The sequence below is a fragment of the Acidovorax sp. JG5 genome (genome assembly GCF_017939685.1).
Lineage (GTDB): Bacteria > Pseudomonadota > Gammaproteobacteria > Burkholderiales > Burkholderiaceae_C > Acidovorax.
Window position 1 is genome coordinate 441,466 of the sequence record NZ_JAGKSE010000001.1, and the last position, 19,130, is coordinate 460,595.

Annotated in this window: 18 protein-coding genes; 10 read left to right on the top strand and 8 right to left on the bottom strand. The window is 65.9% G+C overall.

The window, feature by feature from the left end; translation table 11 throughout:
• The first annotated feature begins 1 nt into the window (after position 1).
• Positions 2 to 1,582, top strand: a complete 1,581-nt coding sequence (locus tag J8G26_RS01985) for an ABC transporter substrate-binding protein (protein WP_087743008.1) — start codon at positions 2 to 4, stop codon at positions 1,580 to 1,582.
• A gap of 73 nt (positions 1,583 to 1,655) precedes the next feature.
• Here J8G26_RS01985 and J8G26_RS01990 read toward each other — a convergent pair whose 3' ends face one another.
• Positions 1,656 to 2,279, bottom strand: a complete 624-nt coding sequence (locus J8G26_RS01990; RefSeq protein WP_087743011.1) for a glutathione S-transferase family protein — start codon at positions 2,277 to 2,279, stop codon at positions 1,656 to 1,658.
• Between the two features lie 198 nt (positions 2,280 to 2,477).
• Positions 2,478 to 3,308 carry a 4-hydroxy-2-oxoheptanedioate aldolase gene (gene hpaI, locus J8G26_RS01995; RefSeq protein ID WP_087743014.1) on the bottom strand — a complete coding sequence of 277 codons (831 nt, stop codon included), beginning with the start codon at positions 3,306 to 3,308 and terminating at the stop codon, positions 2,478 to 2,480.
• 115 nt (positions 3,309 to 3,423) lie between these two features.
• Between hpaI and radA the strand changes: the two genes are divergently transcribed.
• The 4 genes from radA (at position 3,424) to J8G26_RS02015 (ending at position 6,510) form a co-directional block, all read left to right on the top strand.
• Positions 3,424 to 4,803 (top strand): DNA repair protein RadA, encoded by a 1,380-nt coding sequence (radA, locus tag J8G26_RS02000; RefSeq protein WP_210567728.1) that lies wholly within the window; start codon positions 3,424 to 3,426, stop codon positions 4,801 to 4,803.
• Between the two features lie 69 nt (positions 4,804 to 4,872).
• Positions 4,873 to 5,307: a glycerate kinase gene (locus J8G26_RS02005; protein ID WP_210567729.1), complete on the top strand. Its 435-nt coding sequence runs from the start codon at positions 4,873 to 4,875 to the stop codon at positions 5,305 to 5,307.
• Positions 5,308 to 5,350: 43 nt separating this feature from the next.
• Positions 5,351 to 6,301, top strand: coding sequence for a branched-chain amino acid transaminase (locus tag J8G26_RS02010; protein WP_094097038.1), 951 nt, complete (start codon positions 5,351 to 5,353; stop codon positions 6,299 to 6,301).
• 2 nt (positions 6,302 to 6,303) lie between these two features.
• Positions 6,304 to 6,510 carry a zinc-finger domain-containing protein gene (locus J8G26_RS02015; protein WP_210567730.1) on the top strand — a complete coding sequence of 69 codons (207 nt, stop codon included), beginning with the start codon at positions 6,304 to 6,306 and terminating at the stop codon, positions 6,508 to 6,510.
• Here J8G26_RS02015 and J8G26_RS02020 read toward each other — a convergent pair.
• Positions 6,504 to 7,460, bottom strand: coding sequence for a capsular polysaccharide synthesis protein (locus tag J8G26_RS02020; RefSeq protein ID WP_210567731.1), 957 nt, complete (start codon positions 7,458 to 7,460; stop codon positions 6,504 to 6,506). The genes J8G26_RS02015 and J8G26_RS02020 overlap by 7 nt on opposite strands.
• Before the next feature lie 68 nt (positions 7,461 to 7,528).
• On the opposite strand from J8G26_RS02020, the gene J8G26_RS02025 reads away from it, so the two are divergent.
• The 4 genes from J8G26_RS02025 (at position 7,529) to J8G26_RS02040 (ending at position 11,952) form a co-directional block, all read left to right on the top strand.
• Positions 7,529 to 8,623, top strand: a complete 1,095-nt coding sequence (locus J8G26_RS02025) for a glycosyltransferase (RefSeq protein WP_210567732.1) — start codon at positions 7,529 to 7,531, stop codon at positions 8,621 to 8,623.
• A complete protein-coding gene (locus J8G26_RS02030; RefSeq protein WP_210567733.1) occupies positions 8,620 to 9,675 on the top strand; it encodes a glycosyltransferase family 2 protein in 1,056 nt (351 codons plus the stop codon). The genes J8G26_RS02025 and J8G26_RS02030 overlap by 4 nt, the downstream gene beginning before the upstream one ends.
• A 3-nt stretch (positions 9,676 to 9,678) precedes the next feature.
• Positions 9,679 to 10,680, top strand: a complete 1,002-nt coding sequence (locus J8G26_RS02035; RefSeq protein WP_210567734.1) for a glycosyltransferase family 2 protein — start codon at positions 9,679 to 9,681, stop codon at positions 10,678 to 10,680.
• 135 nt (positions 10,681 to 10,815) lie between these two features.
• A complete protein-coding gene (locus J8G26_RS02040; RefSeq protein ID WP_210567735.1) occupies positions 10,816 to 11,952 on the top strand; it encodes an O-antigen ligase family protein in 1,137 nt (378 codons plus the stop codon).
• A gap of 68 nt (positions 11,953 to 12,020) precedes the next feature.
• Here J8G26_RS02040 and J8G26_RS02045 read toward each other — a convergent pair whose 3' ends face one another.
• The 4 genes from J8G26_RS02045 to J8G26_RS02060 form a co-directional block, all read right to left on the bottom strand.
• Entirely contained in the window at positions 12,021 to 13,016 is a 996-nt protein-coding gene (locus J8G26_RS02045; RefSeq protein WP_210567736.1) for a nitronate monooxygenase, read from the bottom strand.
• Between the two features lie 205 nt (positions 13,017 to 13,221).
• The gene (locus J8G26_RS02050) at positions 13,222 to 14,487 is read right to left on the bottom strand and encodes an ATP-binding protein (RefSeq protein WP_210567806.1); all 1,266 of its coding nucleotides are present in this window, start codon (positions 14,485 to 14,487) and stop codon (positions 13,222 to 13,224) included.
• Between the two features lie 134 nt (positions 14,488 to 14,621).
• A complete protein-coding gene (locus tag J8G26_RS02055; RefSeq protein ID WP_210567737.1) occupies positions 14,622 to 15,344 on the bottom strand; it encodes a response regulator transcription factor in 723 nt (240 codons plus the stop codon).
• Positions 15,345 to 15,496: 152 nt separating this feature from the next.
• A complete protein-coding gene (locus J8G26_RS02060) occupies positions 15,497 to 16,885 on the bottom strand; it encodes an MFS transporter (protein ID WP_282598116.1) in 1,389 nt (462 codons plus the stop codon).
• Between the two features lie 32 nt (positions 16,886 to 16,917).
• Between J8G26_RS02060 and J8G26_RS02065 the strand changes: the two genes are divergently transcribed.
• Positions 16,918 to 17,769, top strand: coding sequence for a M48 family metallopeptidase (locus J8G26_RS02065; RefSeq protein WP_114655819.1), 852 nt, complete (start codon positions 16,918 to 16,920; stop codon positions 17,767 to 17,769).
• 107 nt (positions 17,770 to 17,876) lie between these two features.
• Here J8G26_RS02065 and J8G26_RS02070 read toward each other — a convergent pair whose 3' ends face one another.
• Positions 17,877 to 18,941 carry a GGDEF domain-containing protein gene (locus tag J8G26_RS02070; RefSeq protein ID WP_210567738.1) on the bottom strand — a complete coding sequence of 355 codons (1,065 nt, stop codon included), beginning with the start codon at positions 18,939 to 18,941 and terminating at the stop codon, positions 17,877 to 17,879.
• Between the last annotated feature and the right edge of the window lie 189 nt (positions 18,942 to 19,130).

The following is a 19,130-nucleotide window of genomic DNA, read 5'->3' on the forward strand; positions in this document are numbered from 1 at the left end:
CATGCAATTCAAACCCTTGCTGCTTGCCGCAGTGCTGGCTGTCACCTTGCCCCTGGCCACGCAGGCCAAGACGTTCCACTGGGCGCGTGCTGTCGATGTGTCGTCGTGGGACGTTCACGCCCAGAACGTGGGCGTGAACAACACCTTGCACGCCGCCGTGTACGACACGTTGGTCGAATACAACAGCAAGACGTTCAAGCCTGAACCATCGCTGGCCACTGAATGGAAGCTGGTGAGCCCCACCCAGCTGCGCCTGAGCTTGCGCAAGGGCGTGAAGTTCAGCGACGGCAGCGAGTTCACCGCTGACGATGCCAAGTTTTCTCTGGAGCGTGCCAAGTCGAAAAGCTCCAACTACGCGGTCTATGCCCAGGGCATTGACCGGGTGGAAAAGGTCAACAGCCACACCATCGACATTTTTTCGGACGTGCCCAACCCGGTGCTGCTCAACCAGCTGACCGAGCTGCGCATTCTCAGCAAGGCCTGGGCCGAGAAGCACAAGTCGGTCGAGCCCAAGGACATCAAGAGCAAGGACGAAACCTTTGCCCACCGCAACGCGCTGGGCACGGGGCCATTCGTGCTCAAGCAGTGGGCGCCCGACCAGCGCGTGGTGCTCGAATCCAACCCGCACTGGTGGGGCAAGGGCAAGTTCGCCACCAACGTGACCGAAGTGGTCTTCACCCCCATCAAGTCCGACGCCACGCGCACGGCGGCGCTGCTGTCGGGCGAGATCGATTTCATCATCGACCCGAGCCTGCAGGACCTGGCGCGGGTGCGCCAGACGCAGGGCCTGAAGGTGCTGGAAGGCGCCGAATACCGCACCATTTTTCTGGGGCTGGACCAGTTCCGCGACGAACTGCCGGGCTCGGACGTCAAGGGCAAGAACCCGCTCAAGGATGTGCGGGTGCGCAAGGCGCTGTACCAGGCGATCAACATCAACGCCATCCAGCGCGTGGTGCTGCGCGGCCTGGCCCAGCCCACGGGCGCGCTGATTGCCCACCAAGTCAACGGCTGGACGCCCAAGGCCGATGTGCGCTGGCCGTTCGACGCCAAGGCGGCGCAAAAGTTGTTGGCCGATGCGGGCTATCCCAGCGGCTTCGAGGTGGACTTTGCCTGCAGCGCGGGCCGCTATATCAATGACGAGCAGCTGTGCCAGGCCATCACCTCGCAGTGGGCCAAGGTGGGCGTGAAGGCCAAGCTGCGTTCGCTGCCGTTTGCCACGTATTTCCCCATGATCCAGCGCAACGAGGCCAGCATCTATTTGCTGGGCTGGGGCGTGCCGACGTTTGATGCGTTCTATTCGCTGCAGTCGCTGATCCGCTCGCCGGGCGTGGGCGGCGACGGCAATTTCAACCTGGGTCGTTTCAGCAACCCGCAGCAGGATGCGCTGATCGAGCGCATCAAGAAGGAAACCGACCCGGTCACGCGCAACAGCCTGATCGAAAAGGCCCTGGTGCAGGACCACGAGCTCATTTCGCACATCCCGCTGTACAACCAGGTGATCCCGTGGGCCGCCACGCAAAAGGTGGACCTGCCGCACCGGGCGGACAACCGCATTGACTGGCGCGCGCTCAAGGTCAACTGACCAGGCCCACACAGCAAAAAGCCCCGGTGCTGGGCAAGCGTCGGGGCTTTTTTTATATTTGCTCGCCGGGTTGTCAGTCCAGTGCGCGTTGCACCGCCGGACGCTCCAGCATGCGCTGTGTGTGGGCAAACACTTTGGGGAACAGCGCAATGTCCACGCCATCGCTTTTCAGCCAGCCTGCGATGGTGAACAGATAGCCGTCCGCCACGGTGTACTGCTCACCCATGACCCAGGGACCCTGCTGCGCGTATGCCAGATAGTGGGTTTCAATCAGCTGGAAACAGTCGGTCATGTTTTGCGGCACCTTGCGCTGTATGGCGGCAATGGCTTCAGGCTCGTCGGCCCACCGGCTGGCGCGGGGGCGGTGGGCGTGGGCGATATGCACTGTGGACGCGAGGTAGCTGTGGAACTCCTGCATGCGCGCAAAGCCGTGGGCCTCGGCGGGTGCAAGGCGTGCTTCGGGAAAACTCTGCGCCACGTAGGCCAGCAGCGCGGGCGTTTCCGTCAACGTACCGTGGTGGGTGACGAGGGCGGGCACGCGGCCCTTGGGGTTGACGGCGAGGTATTCGGGCGTTCGCTGTTGGCCAGCGGTGAAGTTCACACGCACCAGCTGGTGCTCGGCGCCAGCCTCTTCCAAGGCGATGCGAACGGCCTGCGCGCAGGTGCCGGGGGTGTAATAAAGCGTGAGAGGGGTCATGGTTGGTGTGCTATTAATTGAGTAGCTGTTAGCGCTTTATGGATAAGCACTTGAGGCCAATTTGGTTTGAAAATTCAACTACAAAGTGCACCGAATTTCAGTGTGACGGACCGGTCTCCAAGCCGGCTTTCATGGGTGTTGGGCCTTTGTCTTCCTGGGTGTTTTGATTGATTCGATGCGGGTGATTTCGCCAGGGCATCAATAGCCCGCAGGGCGCTGGGGTGTACCACCGGCATTGGTGCGAAAGCGCGCCAGAAGATCCTGCGCGGCGCTGGCCAGCAGCATGGTGTCCACGCCCACGGCCACAAACAGCGCACCGGCGGCGAGCCATTGGCGCGCTTGTGATTCGGTGGTGGCCAGAATGCCCGGCGCCTTGCCCGCGCGCAGGATGCGCGCAATGCCGTCGTGAATGGCGGCTTGCACCTCCGGATGCCCCGGGTTGCCGGGGTGGCCCATCGAGGCCGACAGGTCGGCCGGGCCGATGAACACGCCATCCACGCCGGGCGTGGCGGCGATGGCATCGAGATTGGCCATGGCTTCCACCGTCTCGGCCTGTACCAGCAGGCAGATCTGCTGGTTGGCCTCGTGCACATACTGGGGGTAGGCCTGCCAGCGCGACGAGCGGGCCAGCGCACTGCCCATGCCGCGCACACCTTCGGGCGCATAGCGCGTGGCGCGCACCAGCTGCTGCGCCTGCTCGGCGGTGTCCACCATGGGCACCAGCAGGGTTTGCGCGCCGATGTCCAGGTATTGCTTGATCAGCGCGGTGTCGCCCACAGGCACACGGGCAATGGGGTGGGGCGCCTGTGCACCCGGCGGCAGGGCGCTGGTGGTACTGGCAATGGCCTGCAGCTGGTGCAGGATGGAGCGCAGGTCGTTGGGCGCATGTTCGCCATCGATCAGCAGCCAGTCGTAGCCGGTGCCGGCGAGGATTTCGGCGCTGTAGGCGTCGGCCATCCCGAGCCACAGGCCGATTTGGGCCTGGCCCTGGGCCATGGCCTGTTTGAAGCGGTTGGTGGGTGTCTGCAATCTGAACTCCGTGCGGCGTTGCCAAGCCCGCCATCGTACGGCGTGTCGCCAGGCCGCGTTGGCATGGTCGCTATAGTCAGCAGCCCCGTTCCAGGGGCTTCCAACGACATACGCCATGGCCAAAGACAAAACCACGTTCACCTGCACCGAGTGCGGCGGCACCAGCCCGCGATGGCTGGGCAAATGCCCATCGTGCAACGCCTGGAACACGCTGATCGAATCGGTGGCAGATGCCGGGCCCGGCAAAAACCGCTACAGCGGCGCACAGTTTGCCGGGCTGGCGCAGGCGCAGGCCGTGATGCCGCTGGCGGCCATCGAGGCGACCGACATCGCGCGCACGCCCAGCGGCATCGACGAACTGGACCGCGTGCTGGGCGGGGGCATTGTGGAAGGGGGCGTGGTGCTGATCGGCGGCGACCCGGGCATCGGTAAGTCCACTCTGCTGCTGCAGGCGCTGGACGCGCTGCAGCGCGCAGGTCTACCCACCCTGTATGTCACCGGCGAAGAAAGCGGCGCCCAGGTGGCGCTGCGCTCGCGCCGGCTGGGGCTGGACCACAGCCAGGTGAACGTGCTGGCAGAGATCCAGCTGGAAAAAATCCTGGCCACCATCGAATCCATGCAACCGGCGGTGGCAGTGATCGACTCGATCCAGACGGTCTATTCCGACCAGCTCACGTCGGCACCCGGCTCTGTGGCCCAGGTGCGCGAGTGCGCGGCGCACCTCACACGCTGCGCCAAGGCATCGGGCGTGGCCATCGTGCTGGTGGGCCATGTGACCAAGGAGGGTGCGCTGGCCGGGCCCCGCGTGCTGGAGCACATGGTGGACACGGTGCTGTATTTCGAAGGCGATACGCACAGCCAGTTCCGCCTGGTGCGCGCCATCAAGAACCGCTTTGGTGCCGTCAACGAGATCGGCGTGTTCGCCATGACCGAGAAGGGCCTCAAGGGGGTCAGTAACCCCAGCGCCATCTTTCTGAGCCAGCACAGTGAGCCCGTGCCGGGGAGTTGTGTGATGGTCACGCTCGAAGGCACCCGACCCTTGCTGGTGGAGATTCAGGCTCTGGTGGACAGTGGCGGCCCCAGCCCGCGGCGCCTGAGTGTGGGCCTGGACAAGGATCGCCTTGCCATGCTGCTGGCTGTGCTGCACCGCCATGCGGGCGTGGCCTGCATGGACCAGGACGTGTTTGTGAACGCCGTGGGTGGCGTGCGCATCAGCGAGCCCGCCGCCGACCTGGCCGTGATGCTGGCCATCACCTCCAGCCTGCGGGGCAAGGCATTGCCGCAGGGGTTCATCGCCTTTGGCGAGGTAGGGCTGGCGGGCGAGGTGCGCCCCGCGCCCCGCGGCCAGGAGCGCCTGCGCGAGGCGGCCAAGCTGGGCTTCAGCATAGCGGTGGTGCCCAAGGCCAATGCCCCCAAAAAGCCGATCGAGGGCCTGACCATCCACGCCGTGGAGCGGGTGGAAGAGGCCATGAACGTGGTGCGGGCCATGGGCTGAGCGCAGTTTCAGGTCTGCATACGCACTCCCCACAGGGCGGGGCGGGTGGCGTCGTAAGACAATGGGGCCATGAATTTACGAAATATCCTGGTGCCCGTGGGGCTGGTGATTGTTGTGGTGATGGGCTTTCGGTCCTATGGCTGGATGGGCGTTGCGGCCGTCGGCGGGGGCGTCCTCATGTGGGCCCTGCTGCATTTCACGCGGCTCATGAATGTCATGCGCAAGGCGGCCAACCGCCCCATCGGGTATGTCGGCAGCGCCGTCATGCTCAATGCCAAACTGCAGGCGGGGGTGAGCCTGATGCATGTGGTCGCCATGACCCGCTCGTTGGGGGCGCTGCAGTCGCCCGAAAACGAACAGCCCGAGGTCTACCGCTGGACCGATGGCACCCAATCGCATGTGACCTGCGTGTTCCAGAATGGCAAGCTGGTGAAGTGGGCGCTGGAGCGTCCGGTGGAACCCGCCGATGCCCAAGGCGGCGATGCAGGGTCGGCGGCGCCGTAAAATCCGTGGTTTTGCGACACCTCCAGCAACCCAAAGGACACCCATGAGCCCCGTAGTTCCCTCGATGGCCGATCGTGACGGCAAGATCTGGATGGACGGCCAGATGGTCGACTGGCGCGATGCCAAGATCCATGTGCTGACCCACACCCTGCATTACGGTTGCGGCGCCTTCGAAGGCGTGCGCGCCTACAACACCGTGGGCGGCACGGCCATCTTCCGTCTGCAGGACCACACCGAGCGCCTGTTTAACAGCGCCAAGATCCTGCGCATGAAGATCCCGTTCACCCAGGAGCAGGTGAACGAGGCGCAGTGCGCGGTGATGCGCGAGAACAAGCTGGAATCGGGCTATCTGCGCCCCCTGACCTGGATCGGCGACAAGAAGCTGGGCGTGTCGCCCAAGGGCAACGACATTCACCTGATGGTGGCGGCCTGGGCCTGGGGCGCTTACCTGGGTGAAGACGGCATGGCCCGCGGCATCCGCGTCAAGACCAGCAGCTACACGCGCCACCACGTCAACATCACCATGAGCCAGGCCAAGGCGGTGAGCAACTACACCAACTCCATCCTGGCCAACACCGAAGCCACCGACGATGGCTACGACGAGGCGTTGCTGCTCGATGCCTCCGGCTTCGTCTCCGAGGGTTCGGGCGAGAACGTGTTCATCGTCAAGAACGGTGTGGTCTACACGCCGGACCTGTCGGCCGGTGCCTTGAACGGCATCACCCGCAACACCGTGTTCCATATCTGCAAGGACCTGGGGCTGGAAGTGGTGCAAAAGCGCATCACGCGCGACGAGGTGTACATCGCCGACGAAGCATTCTTCACCGGCACGGCCGCCGAAGTCACGCCGATCCGCGAACTCGACCGCATCGAGCTGGGCAAAGGCGACTATGTCGGCCGCCGCGGTCCCATCACCGAAAAAATCCAGAGCGCTTTCTTTGATATCGTCAACGGCCGCAATCCCCAATACGCCCACTGGCTCACCAAGGTCTGACCATGTCGCAAGCCGTTATAGAACTTCTGGCCAAAGACCTGAACGCCCAGGGCGGCGTGTTCTGCCCCAATCCCAAGGCCGACATGAAGCTCTGGAACAACCATCCCAAGGTCTACCTCGACGTGGCCCATACCGGGGAAGCCAAGTGCCCGTATTGCGGGACGGTGTATCGGTTGAAGGCGGGCGAAGCCGTGAGGGCTGGTCACTGAACGGCGCTGACCCCCGCGCACGCGCGCTGCCAGAGGCTGCCCGACACCGGGTCCCCGTGCTGATCGATCATCTGCGTGAAGTGCCGCCGCTCCCCGCCGCGCAGCTTGATGAGCGGCGCGGGCTGTGCCGCGTCTGGCACCAGGCACAGCCTCGGGTACAGCAGGTACCACTTCCACCACAGCGCTTGCTGGTAGAAAAAGGCAGTGTCCTCGGCCCGCAGCAGTACGAGCTTGAAGCTGTTGGCGCGGCGCAGCACCTGTTGTGCCGCCACGTGGATCAACAGGTATGCCGGGTCCGCGATGCCCTGCAGCACCGCCGCGCCACCATCGGCCTGCTGGCGCAGCCGGGCCAGGTAGGCATCGGGGCCCGCCTCGATCAGTGCATGGTGGAATTCGCGCTGCCAGGCCCCCACGAACGGCTCGCCCGCTGGCGCGCCAAAGGCCCAGCTCTCCACCACCGGGCAGGCAGGGTCGTGCGTGAAGCCGCCCAGGTAGAACCCGGCGAACCCGGCACCATGCTGCTGGCGCAGAGCGTCCAGCCAGCTGGGCGGTCGGGTCAGCACGATGGTGGCATCCAGCCAATAGCCGCCGAAACGGTGCACCAGGTACAGGCGCAGCCAGTCGGACTGCTTGGTCGGGTGCAGGGCCGCGAAGGCCTCGGGCAGGTCGCCGGGGGCCACGTACTCCGTCAGGTTGCCGGGGTGGACCAGCTGGATGGCGTAGCCTGGGCAATGCCGCTGCCAGCTTTGCAGGCATTGGCGCACGAACGCGTCGGGTTCAGGCTGGTTCCAGTATGTCCAGAGGATGGCCGGGATGTTCCCTTGCTCCGACACTGCAGCGGCAGTGCTGCCTTGGTAGATGCTGGGCGCGGGCATGGCATAGCCGGTGCGCTGGCGCGGCCTGACGCAGTGCAGGGCCCATTTGAAAAGGCTGGCGGGAATTCGTTTCATGGTGGGACGGATTGTCCGCCAGGACCGAAAGCACCAGAATCACCCGCGGCAGGCAGGGCTGAAACAACGTGAAAGTGCTGCACTTTGTCACTGGCGGTTTTTCCGGCGCCACGCAGGTGGCCGTGGATCTGGTGCGGGCCCATGCGGCCTCTGGCCGCTGCGATGCCCTGCTGGTGCTTCGCCGTAAACGGCATACGCGCAACGAGCGTGTGCAGGCCCTTGTGGACCAAGGGCTGGCCGTGGAGACCGTCGCCGGCTGGGCGCACGCAGTCACCATCTGGCAACTGGTCGCCATCTGCCAGCGTTTCCAGCCGGACGTGCTGGTGGCCCATGGCTTCAGCGAGCACCTGTGGGGCCGCTACGCGGGGTTGATCGCCGGCGTGCCGCGCCTGGTGCATGTGGAACACAACTCGCGCGAGCGCTACACCGCCTGGCGGCTGCGCCAGGCGGTGTGGCTGGCGGCGCGCACCGATCTCATCGTGGGCGTCTCCGAGGGCGTGCGCCAAAGCCTGCTGGCGCGTGGTTTTCCCGCCGCCAAGACCGTGGCCATTCCCAACGGCATCGACCTGGCGCCGTATGAACATGCACGCCATCCCGCCTGGGCCGACCGTGTGCCGGGCATCGTCATGGCCGCACGCTTTGCGCGCCAAAAAGACCACGCCACGCTGCTGCGTGCCGTGGCGCTATTGCGCCAGCGCGGCCTCACCCCGCCCGTCATGCTGGCCGGCGGCGGCAAGGCGGGGGCGCAGCGCGCCGCACGCCAGCTGTGCACCTCGCTGGGGCTGGACGGACAGGTGCAATTTCTGGGCCATTGCGGCGACGTGCCGGGGCTGCTCATGGGCCACCGCATCTGCGTGCTGGCCACGCATTACGAAGGCATGCCGCTGTCGCTGATCGAGGGCATGGCTGCAGGCTGCGCCGTGGTGGGCAGCCGCGTAGTGGGCGTGCAGGAGATCATCGACGACGGCCGCAACGGCTTGCTGGCCGAGCATGCCGATCCGCAGTCGCTGGCCGACGCACTGGCGCGGCTGCTGACGCACGATGACGAAGCCCAGCGCATGGCCCAGGCCGCGCGGGACGACGCAGTGGGCCTGTACAGCCTGCAGACCATGACCGCGCGGTATGAAGCCCTGCTGCTTGAGGGGCTGGAGGCCGCCCCATGAGCGCAGCGGTTGCCCCCTGGCTCAGCATTCTGGTGCCGGTCTATAACGTGCAGGACTATCTGCAGGAGTGCCTTGCGTCCGTCGTGGGGCAACTGCAGCAACTGCAGCAATCACCGAACGGCGTCGCGGGTGTGGAGATTCTGGTGCTGGACGATTGCTCCACCGACGACTCGCGGGCTCTCATGGATCAGCTGGCGCAGCGGTGGCCGGGCCGGCTGACGCTGATGCACCACGCTGTCAACCAGGGCCTGAGCGCGGCGCGCAACACCATGATCGACGCAGCCCGGGGCGAATATCTGTGGTTTCTTGATTCCGACGACCGCCTGCAAGGCGGTGCGATTGCAGCCTTGCACCGCATCGTGCAGGCGAACTGCCCGGACATGGTGGTGTGTGACTTCCGGCTGTGGCGAGAGCCCATGGGGTTCAAGCACCGCCTGCGCGGAGAAGGGCACCGTCGCAGTTTTGCAGGCCCCGCGCGCCGATTGCTCATCGATCAGGCCGCTTTCGTGACGGATCTGTGCATGCCCGGGCAAATGCATGCCTGGTCCAAAATTTCGCGGCGGACCTTGTGGCGCGATGGCCTGCGCTTTCCGGCAGGCCGGTATTTCGAGGACATGGCCACCGTGCCCCGATTGGTGCTGCGCGCGCGCAGCCTGTGGTACGAGCCAGCACCCTGGGTGGACTACCGCCAGCGCCGGGGCAGCATCCTGAGCACGCTCGATCTGAACAAGGTGGCGGACTTGTCAAGCGCGCTGCGGGCAACGCGCCAGGAGCTGGACGTCCTGCCCGTTCTGGCCCAGGATGCGCGGGTTTGTACCGCCTTGTCGCACCTGAGCGCGCGCAACTTCATCGGCGCGATCCGATGGTTGGATACGCAGGAGCCGGGTGAGTTGACTGACAGCCGGGCGCTCGCCCAGCGATTTCTTCAGGATTTTCTGGCCAGTGCGCCGCTGTCGCCCCAAGCGCTGGTGCAAGCCTATGGGCGCAAGGGGTGGTGGCTGCGCCGGGCACGCCTGCAAGCTTGCCTGCGCCAGGTTGATGGCTGGAATTGACCCATGTCTTGCCCACCCTGGCTCAGCATTTTGATTCCTGTCTACAAGGCGCAAGCCTATGTGCAGGCGTGCGTGCAATCGGTGCTTGCGCAGTGCGGGGAAGGCGTGGAAATTCTGGCGCTGGACGATTGTTCGCCGGACAAGTCTCTGGCCATCTTGCAAGACATGGCCCAACACTGGCCAGCGCTGCGCGTGGGGTGCAACAGCCGAAACCTGGGGCCAGGGGGCACGCGCAATGCCCTTTTGGATGCCGCGCAGGGCGACTACGTCTGGTTTCTGGATGCCGACGACCTCATGCTGCCAGGCGCACTGGCTGCCTTGCGCCAAATCGTAGTGCAGCACCAGCCGGAACTGGTGCTGTGCGACTACGTGGTGCTGACAAACGCTGGACAGACGCAGGCTTGCAAACGCACGTTTTTCGGCCGTTCGGACGTGCTTTCACACGACAGGCGTGATCTGGTGTGCGGCGTGCTCGATGGTGGGGAAACCCATGTGTGGTCGAAAATTGCCCGCAGGCAAGTATGGGCGCGGGGCGTGCGCTTTCCAGAGGGCGTGTTTTTTGAAGACGCGGCCATCACGCCGCAACTGGCCCTGAATGCGCACCACTTCTACCACTGTCCCCAGCCTTGGGTGGCCTACCGCCAGCATGGCGACAGCATTCTTGCCAACATGAGCTTGCCAAAGGCGCGGGACTGGGCCTGGTCTCTGAGTGCGTTCCGGCGGGCCTGGGCAGCGTCTGATCTGGCGGATGATGTCCGCATCCAGGTGGCGCTGGCGCGCGCTGCAGCCAGCAATCTGCATGGAGCCATGCGCGCGCTGCAAGGCTTGCGGCGCACCAGCGCCGGGGCGCAGGATGCGGCCTTGCACTCAACAGCCGATGCGCTGCGGCAAGGTTTTGCGGCCAGCTCGCCGCTGAGTGCGCGCGATTACGCGGGGTACTGCCTGCGCCAGGGCTGGCTGGGGCGCTGGTGGCGGTTTCTCCGCAGTTACCGGTTTCTTGCCTGAATCACCGTGACAGGAAGCGGTTTTTGCCATCAGGTTGCATCTCGGCTGAACGCCTCGCTGGGGCAGTGGCCTTATGCACTGCTTTTCACCCTGCTGTTTGGTGCCGTGGCGATTCCCAATGGCTTTCGCATCCTGATGGCGGCAGCGGTGATTTTGTGCATTGTTGCCCTGCGGGGGCGCTGGCGTCAGTTGAACAGGCGTGCAGTCGTCGGCCTGGCTGCCATGTTCGTGCTGATGGCGGTTTACTGGTGGTGGCAGCGCGCGCTGGCTCAGCCGCTGTTTCTCAACTCCTTCCGAAGCAAGATTGCGCTGCTGGCCCTTTTCATGCTGGCCTTTGGGCAGATGCAGCCCCTTCGGTGCGTGCGCCCCGTGCTGGTGGGCGGCGCGCTCATGGCACCCGTGGCCCTGTTGGAAGCGGTCTACCAATTCTTCGTGCTCCATACACGGGCCTATGGGGCGGAATTTTTCTCCATCCATTTTGGCGACGTGACGGCTCTGTATGCCCTGATCTTGGCCGGCGTGGGCTTGGTGGCGGCCCACGGTTGGCGTGAAAAAACACTGGCTTATGGCAACGCGCTTCTGTTCACGCTGGCGGCCTTGTTGTCGGGTACGCGGGGGGCCTGGCTGACGGCGCTGCTGTGGCCGGTGGTGCTGGTGGTGGCAGGCCGGCACCTGTGGAGTGTGCGTGGTATGGTGCTGGTGACGTTCGCACTGGTGACGCTGGCCATTGTCAATCCTTTCAATGTGCGCGGGCGCGTAACTTCGGCTGCCCAAGAGGCCATGCAGTATCAGGGGGATGTTGCGGATGACGGCTCTGTCGGAACACGCTTTCAGATGTGGGCATTGGCAGCTCGCCTTTCTGCTGAAAAACCATTGACCGGCTGGGGCCTGCAAGGCTATCTGGTGCAACGCGATCAAGCCATTCAAAAGGGTGAGCTTGCGCCTGTCATTCAAGATTTTCAACACGCCCACAACCAGTTTCTGGACGAGGCTGCCAAAAGCGGGCTGGTGGGTATTGGGGCCATGCTGTTACTCCACGGCGTGCCGCTGATTTATTTTGCGCGCAGGCTGAGACGCAGTGTCTCTGCTCAGATGCGGGCCCTGGCCCTGGCAGGCTTGCTGGTGCCACTCAGCTTTTTTGTTTTTGGCCTGACGGAGGCTATTTTTTCGTGGAACAACGGGCCGATTGCGGTGTATTTCTTTGCCATTGCCGTCTTTGCGGCGGCGCGTGAGCCGCACGCAAAACCGGAATCTGCCCCCAAAACCTGTTAACTGAGGTCTTCTCGGCAGCGGCGCCTTCCTGCAAATACTGCGCAAAAATGCCTGATGAGCGACATGCCTCAACCCAGCCGCGCGCGGGCACCCTGCTCCATGCGCGCAATCATCTCGGCAGCGGCCGGCAGGTCGCGCACCAGTCCCACCCCTTCCCCCACGGTGACGTGCGCGGCGGTGTAGTCGCCAGCCAAAACGGCCGCGTCATACGCAGCCCGTGCAGCGGCTGGGTCGCTGCGCAGCGCGTCGATGCGATCTTCCCATGCGCGGTGCAAGGGATTGCGAATGGCGCGAAAGTCGTAGGGCGCAGGCCAGTTCTTGCGGCGCAGGATGTCGAACACCGGGCTGCGGGCCGTGCCGTCGCCGTCCGTGCGCAGGGCCAGTTCCTTGGCGCCTTGTGGCGCCAGGCTTTCGGCCGTGGCCCACAGGCGTGAGCCGACCAGCGCGCCATCGGCCCCCAGCACCATCGCCGCGGCCAGGGTGCGGCCGTCGGCAATGCCACCGGCGGCCAGCAGCAGGGTGTCGGGCGCATGCGTTGCCAGCCAGTCGGCCAGTTCGGGCACGAAGGTCATGGTGGCGCGGCCATGGAGGGCGTTCATGCCGTGGCCACCCGCCTCGGCCCCTTGCGCCACGATGACCGTGGCGCCGGCCTCCACCGCCTGGGGAGCCTGTTCCATGCGCTGGATCTGGCAGATCAGCGCGGCCCCACTGGCTGCGATGCGTGCGGCATACCGGCGGGCGTCACCGAACGACAGCATCACGGCGCGGGGGCGGTGCTCCGGGGCGCGGTCCAGCACCCAGTCCAGCGCCGAGGCGTCTTCGTCCAGCTTCCATGTGATGAAGCCGCAGCCAATGCGCCCGGTTTCTGAAGCCTCCAGCGCGAGTGTGTACTCACGTTGTGTCCAGGCGAGGTCGCCGTAACCGCCGCCCACCAGCCCCAAGGCGCCAGCCTGCGCGCAGGCTGCGGCCAGCGCGCCACCGGAAGCCAGGGCCATGGGTGCGAGCGCGATCGGGGTGGTCAGGCCGAAGCGGGCGGAAAACCGGGAATGTGTGAGCAGCGTCATGCAGGCATTGTCGTGCGCTCTTTGCTGGCCGTCCAACGGGCCGGTGGTGGCCGGGCGCGGATGCGCTACACAAAGCGTAGCTGCCAGCGCTTTCCCCTTGTTGTTTTTAAAAAGAAAAGTGCCATAAAGCAAGGCGAGATAAGCGCAATGCGCTCATCTTTTTGATGTGCCGCCAGCGGGTGGGGGAATTGATGGATGACATGCCCTACCCACCCGCGCCTGCCTGCACCGGCAGGCGCAGCACAAAACAGGCGCCAGGCGCGCCGTCGGGCCGGTCTTCGCAGCGCACGGTGCCGTTGTGGCGCTCGGCAATCGAGCGCACCAGCGCCAGCCCCAGGCCCACGCCGCCGGCGCGCTCGCTGGCGCCGGGCAGGCGATAAAAGGGCTCGAAGATGCGTTCGCGCAAGGCGGGCGGAACGCCGGGCCCCTGGTCGAGCACGCTCACCTGGGCCTGGCCGTCGTGCCGCTGCACCACCACCGTGATGTCGCCCTGGCTGTAGCGGCGCGCGTTTTCCAGCAGGTTGCGCAGCGCGCGGCGCAGCAGCTTGGCCACGCCATGCACCTCCAGCAGCTCGGGGCTGGCGCTCACATCCAGGTCGGCCCCCACCCGTGCGCATTCTTCGGCGGCCAGTCCGATCAGGTCCACCAGTTCCACGGTGCCCACATCGGCCTCGCGCGCGTCCAGGCGGCTGGCCAGCAGGATTTCATCGACCAGCTGGTCGAGTTCGGCAATGTTGCGCAGGATTTCTTCGCGGAACGCGGGCGAGGGTTGCTGGCCGCCCATCAGCTCCAGGCCCATGCGGATGCGTGTGAGCGGCGAGCGCAGTTCGTGCGAGGCGTTGGCCAGCAGCGATTTGTGGGTCTTGACCAGGGTTTCAATGCGCGCCGCGGCCGCATTGAACTGGCGCGCCAGGTCGGCCACCTCGTCCTGCCCGTGCTCGGGAACGCGCACCGACAGATCGCCTTCGCCAAACCGCTGCACGCTGCGCTGCAGGGTCTCCAGCCGCTGCAGCAGGCGGCGGATGATGGGGAACACTCCCACGGCCACGGCCAGGCCCACCAGGCCCAGCATCCACAGGAAACCAAAGGGCGGACGGATCCAGAAGGTGGCTTCGGGGCGCCGGTTGGGGCCCGGGTGATTGTCGCGGTCGGCGCGCGGGGCCAGCTGCAGGCTGTAGGTGGTGCCGTCGGCGCTGTCAATGCGCAGTTCCAGGCCCTCGCCCGGCGGCCCCGGCACGCGCGTGGCCAGCCCGGCGATCAGCGTGTGGCCGTCACCGTCGCGCAGCACCACTTCGCGGGCGGGCGGTGCCGTGGGTTGGGCGTTCTGCTCGGCGGCGATGCGCCAGGCCCAGCCCACGGCCAGGGTGAGCACGGCCATGCCGCCGACCACGGCCAGCCAGATGCGCAGGTACAGGCGCCGCGAGAAAATATCAAACACCGCCTTCCTCCACGCCCTGGTGCTGCCGCCCATGCAACTGGCGCGGTGCAGGCCAGGGACGCCGCGCAAGGGCCGCCCCGCAGCGCTGGCGGCGTCCCCCTTCCCGCAGCGCGCAGCGATGCGAGAGAAGGGGGAAGGCGCGAAGCGCCACAGGGGGTTGTTTCACATCAATCCTGCTGTTTGGCAAATACATAGCCCACGCCGCGCACCGTGAGGATGCGGCGCGGGTTCTTGGCGTCCACCTCGATGGCGGCGCGGATGCGGCCCATGTGCACGTCGATGGAGCGGTCGAACGCCTCCAGCTCGCGGCCGCGCACGGCCTCCATGATCTGGTCGCGCGTGAGCACGCGGCCCGCGCGCTCGGCCAGCGCCACCAGCAGGTCGAACTGGTAGGAGGTGAGGTCGGCCAGCTCGCCTGCCACGGTGACGGTGCGCGCGTCGCGGTCGATCTCCAGCGTGCCAAAACGCAGCGCCTGGCTGGCCGGCGCAGCGGTGCCGCCATCGGTGCGGCGGCGCAGGATGGCGCGGATGCGGGCCAGCAGCTCGCGCGGCTCGAAGGGCTTGGGCAGGTAGTCGTCGGCGCCCAGTTCCAGGCCGATGATGCGGTCCATGGGGTCGCCCTTGGCGGTGAGCATGAGCACCGGCACCTGGGCAGCGGGGCCCTGCAGCGCGCGGATGCGCCGGCAGACGTCCAGGCCGTCCATGTCGGGCAGCATCAGGTCGAGGATGACCAGGTCGGGCAAGGGCCCTGCGTCAGGGCCCTGCAGTTGCGCCAGGCCGCTCGCGCCATCGGCGCGGTGCGTGACGTGCAGGCCAGACTGGCCGAGGTATTCGCCCACCATCTGTGCAAGGCGGGCGTCGTCTTCAATCATCAACAAGTGCGAGCTCATCGTGGCAGTGTAGTGGGGCAGTGGAGTCGGTTCGGGCAGGGCTCCATCGTGACCCGCAGGCGTCGCGCAGCGTTGAAGCCGCCGTAAAGTTCCGGTAAACCGTACAACCCGGCAGGTGCTCAAATGCTATTGTTTATATAGCTGTTGGCGCTTTAAGGTCGGGCACTAGCGGGTGTTTTGACCCGTGAGGCCAGCCATACCAGTCCCAGCACCGGCAGCCCCAGCAAGGACGTGGCCGTAAAGAAATGGGCGTAGCCGAAACTGTTGACATAGTCGCCCGAAAAGCCTGCCACAAACTTCGGCAGCAGCAGCATCATCGAGCTGAACAGCGCGTACTGCGTGGCCGAATAACTCACGTTGGTCAGGCTCGACAGATACGCAATGAACGCGGCCGACGCAATGCCGCTGGCCAGGTTGTCGGCCGACACCACGGCGATCAGGGCCGTCACGTCATGCCCATGGCCCGCCAGCCAGGCAAACAGCAGGTTGCTGCCGGCGCTGAGCACGGCGCCCAGCATCAGGATGCGCATCACTCCCAGGCGCATCGACAGCACGCCGCCCACAAAGGCGCCCACCAGCGTCATGATGACGCCGTAAATCTTGGTGACCGCCGCCACCTCGTCCTTGGAAAAGCCCATGTCCACATAGAACGGGTTGGCCATGATGCCCATCACCACGTCGCTGATGCGGTACACGGCGATCAGCGCCAGGATCTGCGCGGCCTGCCAGCCGTAACGGCCCAGAAAATCGGCGAACGGATCGACCACGGCGCCCTTGATCCATTCGGCCGCGTTCTTGGCGGGTGGCAGCACCACGGGCACCGGCTCGCGCGAGAACAGTACCGTGACCACGCCCACGGCCATCGACGCGGCCATGGCCAGATAGGCCGCCTGCCAGGCGCCGTTTTGGTAGGCCGCCGCGCCCTCGGCCACCGCCTGGCCAATCACCTGCGCTGCAGCGGGGGCGACCTCCGAGCGTGCGGCAATCCACAGCACCCCCGCACCGGCCCAGATCATGGCCAGGCGGTAACCCGTCTGGTACGAGGCGGCCAGCGCCGCCTGGTGGTTGGCGTCGGCCGATTCGATGCGAAACGCATCGAGCGCGATGTCCTGCGTGGCCGAGCCAAAGGCCACCGCCAGCGCGCACCACACGATGGGGCCCAGCGTGAGGCGCGGGTCGGCCAGCGCCATGCCCACGAGCCCGGCCACGATGAGGGCCTGCGACAGCAGCAGCCAGCTGCGCCGCCGCCCCAGCCAGCGCGTCAGCAGCGGCAGCGGCATGCGGTCCACCAGCGGCGCCCACAGCCACTTGAAGCCATAGGCCAGGCCCACCCAGCTGAGATATCCGATCGTGCTGCGGTCAATGCCCGCCTCGCGCAGGCGAAACGAGAGCGTGCCCAGCACCAGCAACAGCGGCAGGCCTGCCGAAAAGCCCAGCGTCAGCATGCGCAGGCTGGCGGGCTCCAGGTACACGCGCAAGGTTTGCAGCCAGGGGGTGCGCACGGTGGGGGAGCGGGGTGGGGTCGGGGAGGTGTCTGACATGGGGCCGGGCGGTTTTTGTCTATTATTCCTGCATGTGCCTCTTCTGCCCCCCGCCCTCCGTAGCGCCGTCTTCCCCGTGGTCTGCGCGCCGCGCCTTCCTGCTGGCTGCGGGTGCCAGCGCCGCCGCGCCCGTGCTGGCGCAGGTGGAGGTGGGTTCGGCGTCGAGCCTGCGCAAGTTGGTGCCCGCCGAGACGCTGGAGAACTCTGCCGCCCAGCAGTACCAGCAGATGCTGCAGCAGGCCAAGGCCCAGCGTGCCCTGGCACCCGCTGGGCACCCGCAGCTGCAGCGCCTGCATGCCATTGCCAAAAGGCTGATTCCCCATGCCGCGCCCTGGAACGACCGCGCTCGCCAGTGGCGCTGGGAGGTCAACCTCATCGGCAGCTCGCAGGTCAACGCTTTTTGCATGCCCGGCGGCAAGATTGCGTTCTACACCGGCATCCTCGACCAGCTCAAGCTCACCGACGACGAGGCCGCGATGATCATGGGCCACGAAATGGCCCACGCGCTGCGCGAGCATGCGCGTGAACGCATCGCCAAGACGCAGGGCACCAACCTGGCGCTGCGCCTGGGCTCGCAGTTGCTGGGCCTGGGCGATCTGGGCAACGTTGCCGCCAGCCTGGGCGGGCAGCTGCTCACGCTGCAGTTCAGCCGCTCGGACGAAAGCGACGCCGATCTGGTGGGGCTGGAACTGGCCGCACGCGGGGGCTACCAGCCGTCCGCCGCCGTCAGCCTGTGGCAAAAGATGGGCAACGCCACCGGCGGCAAGCAGGGGGGGCTGGCCTTTTTGTCCACCCACCCCTCGGGGCCCGCACGCATCCGTGAGCTGGAGCAGAACGTGCCCAGGGTGCAGGGGTTGTACGAGGCCGCGCGGCGCAACGGGTAAGGGCGCGCACCTTTCTGAGCGCTATTGTTTTAATAGCTTTCCACGCTTGTTTTTAAAGCGTTAGAGGCTGATTTCGCCCAATTTTCAGGGGCGCGATCTGCCCAGGGTTACGCCACGCTCACCTGGTCGCGGCCCGCGTTTTTGCTTTGGTACAGCGCCTTGTCGGCACGCGCAATGGCGGTGTGCAGGTCTTCGGTGCTGCGCACCTGGGTCACTCCGAAAGACATGGTCAGCGCGATGGGGGCCTGGGCCACGTCCAGCGGCGCCTGCGCGATGGCGGCGCGGATGCGCTCTGCCGTGGCGCAGGCGGCCTCCAGCGGGCAGTAGGGCATCAGTGCCAGAAACTCCTCGCCGCCCCAGCGCGCCAGCACATCGCCGTCGCGCAGGTTGGCGGCCAGCACGTTGGCGATGGCCACCAGCACCGCGTCGCCCACGGCATGGCCATACTGGTCGTTGATGCGTTTGAACAGGTCCGCATCACACAGCAGCAGCGTGACCGGCGCACCATCGCGCTGGCTGCGCGCCAGCGCATGGGCGGCCAGGGCTTCAAAGTGGCTGCGGTTGGCCAGGCCGGTCAGCGGGTCCTGGGTGGCCTGCTTGCGCAGGCGGCTCCCGGCAATCAGGATGGTGCGCCGGTAAACGGCCGCCAGCGCTGCCGACATGGCAAACACCAGGCAGATGTGCATCCAGTTCACGATCTGGACGCTGCGCACGGGCAGTGGGTCGAGCGGGCCCCAATGGCTGCACAGTGCCTGCAGGCCCAGGTAATACGCCAGCAGGGCCAGCACCATGGGCGCGGCATACCCGCGCGTGTTGGCGACCACGATGGCGGGGATGAACAGCAGCAGGTAATAGTGAAATCCGCTGTCCCAGCCAATCAGCAGCGATCCCAGTGCCGCGTGCCCGAGCACCTCCACCCAGATCAGCACCAGCGCGGCGGCGTTGTAGCGCTTCTGGATGAGGCGATAGGCCCCCAGGTACATGGCAATGCTCAGGAAATTGACGATGGCCAGGGGCCGGGAGCCCAGCCCCATGAACAGCAGGATGTATCCCACGTCGATAGCCGCTGCAATCAGCGTCACCCGCTGCAGCATGACCCAGTAGGCCTTGCCCACCAGGCTGGAGCCACGCTGCGGTTCCAGGGGCGGAATCGGAATGGAAGTGGTGTTCATGGCACAAAGGGCGGGCAGAGGGAGGCGTCTGCCGGGTGCTCACATGTTGTTTACAAAGAGCAACATCATAGTGGGCAGTGCTTGTGCCGGGCGGTGGCGAGGGCGTGGGTGCAGCGCACACCAGCGTGGCAGCCGCATGCCTGCACCCACGGGGCAGTGTGTTGTGGTGTAAAAAAATGACCAAAATGG